11 protein-coding genes are annotated in these 12,869 nt (G+C 45.6%); 6 read left to right on the top strand and 5 right to left on the bottom strand.

Annotated features, from left to right (window positions below):
- Positions 1-243: a (4Fe-4S)-binding protein gene (locus AC3ITG_RS24360; RefSeq protein ID WP_413028382.1), complete on the bottom strand. Its 243-nt coding sequence runs from the start codon at positions 241-243 to the stop codon at positions 1-3.
- A gap of 375 nt (positions 244-618) precedes the next feature.
- On the opposite strand from AC3ITG_RS24360, the gene AC3ITG_RS24355 reads away from it, so the two are divergent.
- Positions 619-1,098: a DinB family protein gene (locus AC3ITG_RS24355; RefSeq protein ID WP_489251608.1), complete on the top strand. Its 480-nt coding sequence runs from the start codon at positions 619-621 to the stop codon at positions 1,096-1,098.
- A gap of 117 nt (positions 1,099-1,215) precedes the next feature.
- Here the strand turns inward: AC3ITG_RS24355 and AC3ITG_RS24350 are convergent, their stop codons facing one another.
- Entirely contained in the window at positions 1,216-1,770 is a 555-nt protein-coding gene (locus AC3ITG_RS24350) for a stalk domain-containing protein (RefSeq protein ID WP_489251607.1), read from the bottom strand.
- 100 nt (positions 1,771-1,870) lie between these two features.
- Here AC3ITG_RS24350 and AC3ITG_RS24345 point away from each other — a divergent pair, with 100 nt between their 5' ends.
- The 4 genes from AC3ITG_RS24345 to AC3ITG_RS24330 all read left to right on the top strand — a co-directional run bounded on the left by AC3ITG_RS24345 (position 1,871) and on the right by AC3ITG_RS24330 (position 7,617).
- Positions 1,871-2,314, top strand: a complete 444-nt coding sequence (locus tag AC3ITG_RS24345; protein WP_489251606.1) for a GNAT family N-acetyltransferase — start codon at positions 1,871-1,873, stop codon at positions 2,312-2,314.
- A gap of 105 nt (positions 2,315-2,419) precedes the next feature.
- Positions 2,420-3,298, top strand: coding sequence for an EamA family transporter RarD (gene rarD / locus AC3ITG_RS24340; protein WP_489251605.1), 879 nt, complete (start codon positions 2,420-2,422; stop codon positions 3,296-3,298).
- A 286-nt stretch (positions 3,299-3,584) separates the two neighbouring features.
- Positions 3,585-6,737, top strand: coding sequence for a GNAT family N-acetyltransferase (locus tag AC3ITG_RS24335; RefSeq protein ID WP_489251604.1), 3,153 nt, complete (start codon positions 3,585-3,587; stop codon positions 6,735-6,737).
- A gap of 1 nt (position 6,738) precedes the next feature.
- Complete coding sequence (locus tag AC3ITG_RS24330) at positions 6,739-7,617, top strand: amidohydrolase family protein (protein ID WP_413028393.1); 879 nt, start codon at positions 6,739-6,741, stop codon at positions 7,615-7,617.
- 171 nt (positions 7,618-7,788) lie between these two features.
- Here AC3ITG_RS24330 and AC3ITG_RS24325 read toward each other — a convergent pair whose 3' ends face one another.
- On the bottom strand, positions 7,789-8,739 hold the full coding sequence (locus tag AC3ITG_RS24325) for a phosphotransferase (RefSeq protein ID WP_489251603.1): 951 nt from the start codon (positions 8,737-8,739) through the stop codon (positions 7,789-7,791).
- Positions 8,740-8,865: 126 nt separating this feature from the next.
- On the bottom strand, positions 8,866-9,882 hold the full coding sequence (locus tag AC3ITG_RS24320) for a hypothetical protein (protein WP_489251602.1): 1,017 nt from the start codon (positions 9,880-9,882) through the stop codon (positions 8,866-8,868).
- A 260-nt stretch (positions 9,883-10,142) separates the two neighbouring features.
- Here AC3ITG_RS24320 and AC3ITG_RS24315 point away from each other — a divergent pair, with 260 nt between their 5' ends.
- Positions 10,143-12,200 carry a methyl-accepting chemotaxis protein gene (locus AC3ITG_RS24315; protein ID WP_489251601.1) on the top strand — a complete coding sequence of 686 codons (2,058 nt, stop codon included), beginning with the start codon at positions 10,143-10,145 and terminating at the stop codon, positions 12,198-12,200.
- Positions 12,201-12,373: 173 nt separating this feature from the next.
- Here the strand turns inward: AC3ITG_RS24315 and AC3ITG_RS24310 are convergent, their stop codons facing one another.
- The gene (locus tag AC3ITG_RS24310; RefSeq protein ID WP_256336612.1) at positions 12,374-12,748 is read right to left on the bottom strand and encodes an iron-sulfur cluster biosynthesis family protein; all 375 of its coding nucleotides are present in this window, start codon (positions 12,746-12,748) and stop codon (positions 12,374-12,376) included.
- Between the last annotated feature and the right edge of the window lie 121 nt (positions 12,749-12,869).

Raw genomic sequence — 12,869 nt, 5'->3', positions numbered from 1 at the left:
TTATCCCTCTTTCTCTGTTGAATATTCACCGTCCAGACGTTTATACGTCAGTGCTCCGCTTGGACATGTGTCAATATGTCGGGTAATTGCTTCTGTAGTGTCAGCATCGGGATTAACCCAAGGACGCTTGCTTAAATCAAAGACTTCAGGGAGGCCCTTTACGCAAATACCGGAATGAATGCATACCTCTGAATTAAACATTACCTCGATATTTTTACCGTAGTATACTTTCTCTTTACTCATAACTTCTTCACATCTTTCACTTTTGAGTTTGTAAAAAGACCAAAGATCCATTCTTCGAAAACTGCAGAAATCTTTTCTACTGTTTTTCTTTAGTTTCAAACAAACGACTAGGGATCGTCTTGGCTCTAGATGTCCGAATTATAAAGAGGAATCGTTGGTAAGTCAACGTGATGAATAATTCCGAACGATAATGAAGTAAAGGGGGATTGACACAGATGGAACAGACTGGGATGCTTATGCAAAACAACTCCTTATCGATCTGCGCTAAAAGATGGCAATCAACCAAGACGCTATGGCATCCAGACAGAGATCAGTTAAATCGAATGAAAAGCTTCATTGATGAAACGAGCGGAAGACAACAGGTTTAAGTAATCGATGAGACCAGGAGGGGAATTCGAAATGAAGACGATCAAGTGTATGATGGACCACCTGTACTGGGCAGACGGACGTATCCTGGACGCGCTCGAAGAGAGTGGGACGAAGAACAAGGACCTTCTGAAACTGGTTCGGCATGTTGCGGTCGCAGAACGAGTCTGGCTGTCCCGATTGCAGGGCAAGGGCAGCGCGCAATATTCGTTATGGGAAGAAGCGGAAGACCTGACGGCGCTCCGGACGATGTTCGAAGAAAATGCAGAGCAATATCGCGTCTATATCGAAGGGCTCGAGGAAACCGAGATGGACGTGATGATAGACTATGCGAATCAGAGCGGAGTTCCGTTCCGTACGTCCGTCCGGGACATCCTGCTGCAGGTTCTCTTACATGGGCAATATCACCGGGGACAGATCAACCGGGCACTTCGGATCGAATCGGCAGAGCCTGTCCAAGTCGACTACATCACGTTCGCGAGGCTCTAACGGGGGGATAGCGTGGTGTATGGAGGATCGGATATTCATAGATAGGTTTCTTAATAAGAGGAAAAGAAACCTATCCCGGGGATAACCGAAAGAAAATTAAGAAAATATAGATTTCATTCAATCATTAAACTGAACATTTACGTGCATATACTTATCTAATCCTGGCAAACCGGCTGTACCTTTAATATCTAAGAAATTCAGTTTTTCTTTCCAGTCCACTCTTTCTTGATCGGAGTCATCTGTAGATACTTCAAAAATATATGCTAAGACAAATGCATCGATACTCGAGACTCCGTTTTTCAATTGTACCCACTCTTGCGGAAGTACTACTTGGTTCTTACCCACTTCGATGCTCTTACCAGAGAAATTAAGAATCAATTCCTGTCCTTGATTTTTAATCGTAGTCAGTTTGTTCTTTCCATCCCATTTAATGGTTGCTCCGGATGCTTTAAAGACATCCTTCACTGGAACATAAGTGGAGTTATACGTCGTTGTAGTCAACTTGTGGTCCTTTGTGATATTTAGTTCTATCTTTTTTAGTGAAGGATTATACACATTCGCCGCACGTTCCTTAAAAGGTAGATCCAATAAGGATTGATCCAAAGCAGATGCAACGGATCCTACACCTACAACTAAACTTAACATCAACAATAGAGAAACTAATCGCTTCATCTTGAGTCCTCCTTAAGTATTGTTATTCACGTAACATAAACGCTACAAGCCAGGAAAAGGTTTCCTTTAAAATCTATTTGTATGAAAAGGGAGGTTAGGCATGGAAATTAAGATACGAGAAATTGTAACGAATGATTATGCTGAAGTTGTTTTTTTATGGAACGATGTGCTTGAGATTCGCAATGTTAATGATGAAAACTTTCGAGTTACAACAGAAAAAATGAATGAGGACGGGAATTACAAAACCTTTGTTGCATTATTTGAAAATGATGTGGTTGGTTTTGTAACTATAGTTCAGGCATTATCCATAGGGATTACGATTGGTTATTTACATATACAAGCTCTGGCCGTTAAAAAGGAATTTCAGCATCGTGGGGTAGGTACAAAACTATTAAGGCACACTGAAAACTATGCTAAAGAACTCGGAATATCTAGTATTATTTTATGCAGCGGATTTAAGCGAACTGACGCTCATGCTTTCTATGAGCATAATGGCTATGACAAAGATTCATATTGCTTTGATAAGGTTATTAACCTTGACTAATAAATAATAATTAAATCCAACTAATCAATTATTTCCTTTACTTGAGAGGGGATTGAGACGTATAATCCGTTCAGACATCAGAGCAAGAAGAGGGGAAAAAGGGTTATGAATAACGGGTTGGTCAACGCTATTATCGCTTATATCATGTGGGGGATTCTCCCGCTTTATTGGAAGTTGTTTAGCGAAGTTCCGGCAGGTGAGATTTTGTCGCATCGGGTTGTCTGGTCGTTCGTTTTTATGGGTATTCTGGTCGCCGCCCAGCGGCGCTGGGGTGACATAAAGCGGATTGCAACTAACCGCTCGCTTCTTCTGTCCCTCACCGCCAGTGGAATGCTGATTGCAGTTAATTGGCTTATCTTCATCTGGGCGGTCAACAACGGCCATGTCGTAGAGACAAGCCTTGGCTATTATTTGAATCCGTTGCTGAACGTCTTGTTAGCGGTTCTCTTCCTTCGTGAGAAGCCAAACCGCGGTCAATGGCTCGCGATTGCCATCGCTGGCGCAGCGGTGCTTATCATCGCGATTGACTATGGACGGTTTCCGTGGGTCGCGATCTCGCTGGCTGCGTCATTTGGTTTGTACGGCCTGGCGAAGAAGAAGATCAAGCAAGACGCTTCTATAGGCTTATTCTCGGAGACAGCTGTAGTCCTGCCTGTCGCGCTCGGCTACTGGATCTATTTGGCCGTTGTGGGGAAAACGACGGCATGGACGCTGCCTGCGCCGACGTTCATCGAATTGCTCCTTTCCGGCGTAGTCACGGCGCTGCCGCTGCTCTTTTTTGCGCGAGCAGCCGCCCGGATGTCGTTGTCTACGCTCGGCTTCGTTCAATACATCGGGCCGACGATCATGCTGTTACTGAGCATATTCGTATTCAAGGAATCGGTCTCGCCGGTTCTGCTCGTTGGCTTTGCGCTTATCTGGACAGCGCTCGTCGTATACGCTACAGCATCGATTCGCGGCACGAAACTCGCGAAGGCGAGCTGATGGCACAGGACCCCGGTATTATCAAAATGGCTCTTTCCGTCCAATAAGGCGGAAAGAGCCATTTTTTGTTTGTGGTGTTATCTGACGCTTCGAACAAGAGTCGAAAGGCACCTATAAGTTGATAAGAAAGATTTTTAATCCTCTGAAAATGTTTCCATTTATAGTATGATAAGACTATCGCTAGCTTCTTCAAACATGGCCTGTATTATCTCTGCGGCTATCGGGCAAAGGCCATATCGAATGATCACGAAGACCATCCTATAGATAAAGATAAGGAGATCCAAATATGACCGTAACTTCGATTATCGAACAAATCCGTATTATCGAATACGATCCCTCCTACGCTGCCGCAGTCGCTGATATGTGGAACCGCAGCAACGAAAGTTGGGGAGGTGGCACCAACCAGAGAACGGAGGATACCGTTCGCCGGGAGATGGAGACTTCGTCCAATCTTCATGTATTTCTTGCTGTTCATGAGACAGAGGTTGTTGGCTTCTGCAGCTTTGCCCACTACCGTTATGACGAGAATGCCCTGTATGTACCGCTATTGAATGTGCGCCCCGATTATCACGGCTACAAGGTCGGACGTAATCTGATCCTGAACGCCGTTCGCAAGACTGTGGAAGCGGGATGGCCTCGCCTGGATCTGTTCACATGGGCAGGTAACACCAAGGCTGTCCCGATGTATAAGAAATGCGGATTCTTCTGGGAGAAAAAAGATGATAACGTGCATCTCATGAACTTCATCCCGACCATCTTGCAGACGGAAGCACTTGCTCCTTATTTTGAGGAGCTGGATTGGTACGCAGACAGCACGCGTGAACTCGTCATTGAGCCGGATGGCCGACGGGAGCGTGGTTTCGATTTCTTTGATTATTCCTGGAAAAAGGGAGATATCTCCTTGCGAGCCGAATTCGAGAAGTCTGGTCGCGGGCTGACGGCTCTCGAAACACCAGATTACGAAATTACCACAGAGATCGACGATCATGATCTCGTATTTGGTTCCGCATACAAGGTTCGCTACCGGATCACGAACCGCTCAGCATCCGAGCTGAAGTTCGAGATCAAGGGTCAGAACAACAAAAATATTCGTTTTGCGCTGGACGTTGCAAGAGCAGTTGCTCCGGGAGAAACGGTAATCGTGGAGGGCGAATTCCAACTTGATCCTGTTCAAGAGGAGCAAAGTCAGAATAAGACCCATCCCGTTGTCACAAGCACATGGCTGATCGGTGGCAAAAAGGCCGAGTTTCGTATGGGCGTTGCACCGAAATTCCCGGCCAAGATCAACACGGCGTTGCCCGTAAAAGAGCTCTATACAGGCATCCCGGCCGATTTGTACCTGAACGTGGAGAATAATTTTGATTCCGAAGCGGAGTTCACTTTTGACCTGCCGGAGGATGCATTTCTAGAATGGACAGAACCTTCGGTGCGCTTCACAGTTCCTGCAAAAGGCAAAGCATCTGTACCGGTAACCTTCATTTTGCGTTCGTATGGTCTCTATTCGAGAGAAGTTGAGGTAACGGCCGTTCCGACGGATAGACAGGCGGTCTCTTTCACAACCAAGCTGTCTGTTCTGATGAAAGGTACACAAGGACGTTACGGTGGGGAAAACGGAGATCAGTGGGTGGCCGTGAACGGTGCATTCTCCCTCCATATGAGCAAGCAAGAAAACAACATGTGGATTGAATACCCTGGCTCCGTCCACACGTTCTGGTGGACCTATCCGAAGCTCGGTAAGCCATTTGCAGAAGAGTTTTCCAAGAAACAAGCCAAGGAAGTGAACATCTATCCGGAGGGAGAAAATCAGGTTCTCGAAGCACTGTATGAATCGGAAGACTTTCCTGGTTTGGAGATCAAGTCCGTCGCCAAGCTGTCTGCTAATGGAATCGCTGAATTTCACCACGAGATTGGGAATACTCGCAGCGCAGAGCTGGAAGAAGATATGTTCTTGATGACGAACTTCGGTTTCTTCGGTAATCGGCTTATTCTCCCGTACCAAGGCCGTTATGTGGATATGGGTGATGCGTACTCTGGCGATCCGAGCCATTGGGACAGCTCGCAAATTACAGAGAACTGGCTGTTCTGTAAGGAAGAGTACGGTGCTTGCGGTATCTATTGGGACCCTTCCCTGAAGCTGCTTCGTCCGGAACACACACTAGGGTTACAGCATGAGCTTGGCCGGATTCCAGCAGGAGCCGTTGTGCAAACGAAGGCGACCGTATTTGCTCTGAACACCTTTGCCAAATGGCTGGATTTCCGATCTTTCGCCCAAAAACGGCGGAGCCCGGTTCTACCGAAGCTGGACAACCATCTTGAGCTGGCATTGGGTGGTGGCAATCCGTTCGCCCAGGATGTACTGACAGCGGAACTGATCGAACGGAAGATGGTCCCGCTCGCTGGAAACCTGGAACTGTACGTGCAGAATGGTGGCACACCAGAGCATTTAGCTGCTGATATGGAATTAAATCGAGAGCAGGATCTGCGCTCCACTAAATTGGAATTCTCCCCTGAGGGAAAGGATGAGACAGGAGAAAGCGAATTTGGCTGGAAGGTTCGGGCCGTATATCGAGGCGAGGATCGGATTCATGAACGGACCGCCCTCTGGTATCCGCAGACAGGAACAGCCGTTGATTGCGTGATTGAAGAAGGTCCAGCAGGTCCTGTGTACACGGTGAGCAACGGAGTTCTTTCGATGGCAGCTGCCCCTGGTTTCGGAAGTGTCGTGCATTCCCTGAAGTACCAGGGTGAAGAATGGCTGGACAGCACGTATCCGGAAGCAGCCCCGCGTTCCTGGTGGAATCCATGGTACGGCGGACTTGGTGTGGGTATCCCTGGTATGAACGGTTTCAGCCGACAGTTGGAACAAAGAAACGCGGCTTGGACGGAGCGTAAAGATGACTACGGTAACGTCTGGAAAGGAATTCAGATCACGACCCGCATCGAGAAACATGAAGCGAATCGGGGAATCACGGTACAGCAGCATTATCTCATGCTGCCCGGCGTTCCTGTTCTCTGTGAGATGCATTCAGTTACAAACGATAGCGGCTTGACGCTGGATTACTCGCTATCGGAGGAACATTTCTTCAAACCTTCGCCTGTCTTTGCTGATGGTTGGCTGGAACACCCCGAGCAAGGGCGGTACCCTCTCGGAAAGGTAGACGGATATCTTCAGTCCAAGGGTTTCTTGCGAATGGGTGCAGTTTCGCGTAAAGACATGCTGCATGCAGTGAATCGTTACCCTAATCAGAACGCTGCGGGGTTTGTGAACAATGTGGTGCTTGGTCACAGTGTGTATCACAATCTGCCACTGCTGAACGGGGAAACGGTCTGGACAGAGCCGACCTATCTGATCTTGGGGCAAATTCCTCTGAATCCAGAGGATGTACGTGGCCTTCTGCAGCTAGACTTTGCAACTTCAAAAGGTGAAAAGGAGGCTTAACATGCCGATTATTGATATTCATATTCATCTGTCGGACATCGACAGCTTTCATAGAACGGCGATCGATTTATCGAAAGTGGATTACTCTGCCGCTGGCCTCAAGGCGGAGTTTGATAAGAACGACGTTATTCTTGGTATCGGAATGGGGGTTACGGAGCAGACGAAGGGAGCATTTCCGGATTCCAGCTCTCCCAACCCGATGGGACTTGATTTGGAAGAAACGGTTCCGTCATTCCTCATGGAATGCGTCGGCATCAATCCAAACCATCTTGGTGGTGAACACGCTCAGGACGAGCTGGACCGGATTGAAGCACGATTACAAGCTCCTGAGGTAGCCGGAATCAAACTATATGCGGGGTACTATCATCACTACGTGTATGACAAAATCTACACACCGGTCTATGAACTCGCAGCAAAGTATAACGTGCCGGTGGTCATTCATACGGGGGATACATACTCCATGAATGGATTGCTCAAGTATGCACATCCGCTGACCGTGGACGAATTAGCTTTTCAACAGCGCGGTGTGAATTTTATGATCTGTCATTTGGGTGATCCTTGGGTGATGGATGCCGCTGAAGTCGTGGCGAAGAATCCGAACGTTTACGCAGATTTGTCAGGCCTTGTTGTCGGTGATCGGCCCCATTTTGAACGGTTTATGAGCGAACCCTTGTTCATGGATCATTTCCGCCGGGCGCTGGTCTATTCGGATCATTACGAGAAAATGCTGTTCGGAACCGACTGGCCGCTCGCGCCGATCGATCTGTATGCAGAATTCGTCCGTCGACTTGTGCCGGAGCAGCATCATGAGAAGGTATTCTACGAGAATGCTTTTGGTTTATTTCCACGCATTAAACAGCGAATTGCAGATCTGGGTTAAGCACCAGTTTATTATTATCTGTGCAAAATGTATGCCATGTAGGTCATGGAAGCATACGATGTTTATGCTGAATCCTTATCATGTAAGCTCCTGTCACTTCTGGTGGCAGGAGCTTTTTTGTCCGGCAAAACAGTGAATTCATCTTATGCTTAACCTGGAATGAGGAGGGGATTAGGAGAGCAAAGGTTGAGTTACCATCTTCATATACTTTTTTAAGTCGTCTTTTGCATATGAGTGTTGTTCCCATACTCCAAGGTTCCAACTCATATAGCGGATGCCAAGGTATCGGGATGCCAGGGAGAAATACTTTTCGAATTGATCTTGTGTAATATCGTATCCGTGGGAACTTAGGGCCTCCCGATAGATGTCTACTTGTCTCATATGGTTACAGCGTAGAGGAATATCGAAGAACAAGGAACCGTACCGTGCTTCCTCCCAATCAATAAAATAGACATCCTCATTGTTATGTACCAGTACGTTTCCGGGATTCAGATCATTATGGATCATCGTATGCATATGTTCATCTCTGATTAAAACTTTAAGATCATCTACGATGCTACTGGCTACAGCTTCAATTTCCGATATGATTGGTAATCCAAATTCCGCAATGAATGCTGGGTTTTCTATGGCGGCGTTCCACGAAGGTCTCCAACGCTTTTCCATCATGTCGATGATATGATTTCGATCCACAGTGGGTATCCAGGGCATTTCTTTTTTTAACCCCATATTCGTTCCATGTATGTAAGCCAGCGCTCGTAATTCTTTATTCTGAAGCAGATCCATATCCAGATGTCTATAATCGGTTTGGTAGTCCACATCCTGAATGCAGATCAAGCTGCGATCTTCAGTATGAGGTTCACTTGTTAGACTAAATGGCACATTCGCGCCTTGTGAAAATAATCTGGTCAATGCAGAGCGTTCTATGAACGTGGCCTTCTTCGTAATGAGAGAAATGTCCTTTTGCACTCCATTGACTAGGAATTCAATATGATGTCGAAGCAATTCCACGGCCTGAAGTCCCAATTGGATAGGGTTACTTTCCATGCTTAGGATGTGAGCATCCGAGGATACATACTGATTAATGGTTTGTTCTATTAATGCTTGCACTGTGATAGATTCCATACTTATCTGTTATCTCCTTCATGCCTATTAGTGGAGTAGCTTCCCAAGCTTCGCTGTAATTACAAATGGAACATTCACCTTGGTGAGCCACTCAACAAGGGGGTTCCTGTGTTTTCAGGAACCCTATTATGGATTTGATAGAAGCATAAAATTATTGATGAATCCTTCTTTTTGAAGAAATATGGCTTCCACTTGTTGCGTTTTCAAATCATAGAAATAAATTCCTCGTTCCTGATTCACGTTTGCTTTTGTATTTTCTCCGAGGAAATAGAAACCCTGCCCGTCTTTGGACAAAAACAATCCACTCCTCGCTTTAATGGGAAGATCAATTTCGTTTCTTTCTCCTGTTTTAATATTAACCATACTATATTTAATTGGATTCTTGTTGATATGTTTTGCAGTGGCAATAAGAATTTGGTCTCCCCTTGTTGATAAAGTTAAAATTTGTTCCTCCTCTAGTTCAATAACCTTGCGTGTCTGTTTAGAGATTGGATCTATCTCAATGATGGTATGGTTTGGAGGAACCATCGGTGTTTGCGCCTTATTGGACTGCTCCATATGAATATACTGCTCTTCTTCGGAATATTGGATGGCATAGGTTTTACTCGTTTCCGGGTTAAACGAAATATCCCATGTAGTTGTATCCAAATCATCGTCATTCAAGATGTTCATCTCTTGCGTTTTCTGATCAAAGAAAATGACTTTGACAGGACGCTCTCCCTTTTTAACAGCAGCCATAACCAAAGTATGATCAACGGTATCCGGAATAATTGAATTAATTGCAAATAAGTCTGAGCTTAATTGTTGAGTCTTTTGTGCCTGAATGTCATAGGAAAACAACTCGTCACCCTTATCTTTTCCAACTCCTGAATAATAGATGGTGTCATTTGCTAAGGAAGCTACAGTTAAGGGATATTGTGAGCTATAAGGTAAATCAGCTAGTTTAGTTAGAGCTTTCGTTTGGATGTCGTATGTGTATACTCTCATGATCATTCCATCTTCGGTATCTGTTCCATTAACATATTCCGTGTTTGTAATTGAAAGATATTCATGGGCTTCTTTTTCTGAGCTACATCCCGCAATGAAGAGAAGTAAAGTTATTACGACTGCAATAAATTGGTTGGCTAAAACCTTTCTTTTCATTATTTTTGCACCCTTTTCACTAAAAGAAACGATAGATGAATTCAAAGAGAATTATACCTTTATTTTACAAATGGAGTAAATGAAAAAAATATAATACTAGTTACATATAGTTCTATTTTTATATAGATGATATGAGTTTTAAAAAAAACATTTTCAGTGCAAACGTTTTTCATGCTGAACAATTGATTGATATCTACCGATATAAAGTTAACCCATACAATATTGGACACAATCAAGGATGAAATGGAAGGTGGATTCATTTGGTATTCGCGAAGGCGAGAGAACGCATGATCAACATGTCGTTCAGAGTCAAATTGCCGCTAATGATCAGTTTACTGGTAACCCTCGTATTGGCGGTAACTGCGGTATTATCTTACACTGTAGCAGCAGTGATTACCCTCGACAAAAGCAAGGATGAGATTAAAGCAACCTCTGACCGGATTGGTGCGGGCTTGCTCACCTCATTAACGTTGGAAGAACAGTCCACGTTCCTGATTACAACACATGGCACATTTCAGGAATTGCTGGAGATTCGAAATAGCGAAGGACAGAATGATGATGTCTTTTTCTCGGAAAATAGTGAACTCGTGGATAAGTCCAATGGTATATTGGCGGACAGCCTCGCAGGGATGGAAGGCAACAGCAATATCATATTGCTGGACCGGAAAGGCATCGTCGTTGCAGCGAACGATCCTGAAGCCCTCGGGGGAGAACGTGCAGATCGTGCGTATTTTCAACAGGCGGTTCAAGGCCAGAATGTAATTAGTGAAGGGGTTATCTCCAAGTCACTGGGTACGCTGGGTACTGCTTTTGCAATGCCGATCTACGATGAAAACAAACAAGTGGAGGGCGTACTCGTATCTACCGCATCAACCTCGTTCTTCGTTGATCAGCTTCAGAACATCAACATTAATGAAGAGGGAAAAGTCATTATTCTGGACCGCGTGGGCACGGTAATGTTCAATTCGGCGGATGAGAAGATGGCGGGGCAGAAGCTTGAGTCTGGTGAATATCAGTCACTGATTGATCTGCCTTCTAACGAGCAGCTGCAACAAGGCGATATTAGCACAAAGGATAAAGTAATCTTTTATTCCAAAATTCCAAGATCGGATTGGACCATCATTGTTGAAGATAAACTAAGTGATGTGCAGAAGCCATTAGGGAAAATGGCGAAACAGATGTATATCGTCCTGTTCAGCGCAATTGCGGTGTCTGTCATCGCAGGAATACTGATCTCCTTACTGGTTACCAAACCCATTACAAGGCTAACAGTATTGTTCAGACAACTTGCAGACGGTGATCTAACGGTGCAGGCTAAAGGCAAATATAGCGGAGAATTCAAACAACTGGTGGACAGCTTTAACACGATGGCAGCGGGCAACCAACAGCTAATTTCCAGCATGAATCATTCCATCAGCGTACTGAAAACAAGTACAACCGAACTGGATCTGTCCACCCAGCAGACCTCGACCTCCATTGCCGAAACCACGACAACGGCGTTTGAAATTTCACGAGCCATGGAGTCTCAGGCCAATGATACGGAAGCGATCGTGGATAAGTTCATGAACGTGGGCAATAAAATTGCGAACGTTAATGAGATGTCGCAGTCAGTGAAGCTCAAGGCAGACGAGATTACGGATGCATTCAAGAACAACCATGAGGTCATTGACGCATTGATTGCGGTGAATGGACAGAACGAGGCTGAAGTGAACAATATTTCCAAGATTACAGTTCAGCTCGCTGAAAGCTCCTCTGGCATTCACCAAATTACAGGTACGATAACCGAAATTGCGAATCAGACGAAGCTGCTTGCACTCAATGCCTCCATTGAAGCCGCTAGGGCAGGCGAGCATGGGCGTGGCTTCGCCGTAGTTGCATCGGAGATCCGCAAACTGGCGGAGCAGACCACAGCCCAATCGGAGGATATCAGCCGGATTGTGATGCAGACGATTGATCATGTCGAGCAGAATAACCGGAGTGTACACGCCATTGAGGCGATTGCAGAGCAGCATAAGAGCAGTGTAGGCCAGACCAAGGAAACGTTCAATTTTGTCACCCAAAATATGAATGAAATGATGGACCAGGTTCAGGCCATTGCCTCTGAGATTGAATCCATTGAACGCGATAAGGATGACGTCATTGGAGCTGCACAGAACTTGTCTGCTTCGGGTGAAGAAGTGTCCGCATCCGTGGAGGAAGTAACCGCGACGATGGAGGAACAGTCAGGTATGACCGAGCATCTGTCAGAGATGGTACAGACCATCGATGGATTGACCAAACAGCTTGCCGAAGCATCATCCCGGTTCAAAACAAAGTAGAAATAAGCGCATGATGTCATTGACGAGATCCGGTATGCTGCGATTGGGCCAAGAGATAACTTTCCAGTCGCACAACTGGTGCAGGCCATACAAAAACAAACAAAGAAAAACCTCCCAGCCCGTTAATTTTCAAGGGTTGGGAGGTTTTTTCGTAGGTCCATATTTTCCAACTTTTATCGTACGAACCAACTGAGCGGCTGCGGCGAAGTGTCTGCGGTATCCCGAAGATCATGGGCCTTGACATGATTACCGTAGATCATGGAATCACTGCTCAATCGGTAGGAAGGGAAACTGTTCTCTGATTGCAGGCGAAGGCAAGGTTCGAAATAGATCTGTTGCTGTTTGTTGATGAGGAAAGGAAGCGAATCGGATTCAATCCGAATGTCATCACTGTCCGGCTCGTTAACGATCAGAAGCACAGCAGTACCATCACATCCGCATCCATCGGTGTCATAAAACAGCTTGAAATAGCCCGGCCGATCTCCCAGCATCGCGTTAAGTCTTGATTCTGCCAGCGGACTGACCTGAATGATCATAACGTCGTTCACACTCCTCTAATCACCTTATGAATTCGCTTACAATCTAATATATGGAACAAAGGTGTGAAATAGAAGGGAAAGCAGGCTGAATCCGATGAAAATTACAACTTTGGTGGATCACCCAATCGAT

This window comes from Paenibacillus sp. GL_099_B, from assembly GCF_057835695.1.
Note: the sequence above shows the minus strand (reverse complement) of the source record. Positions and strands in the feature narration are given on the sequence as shown.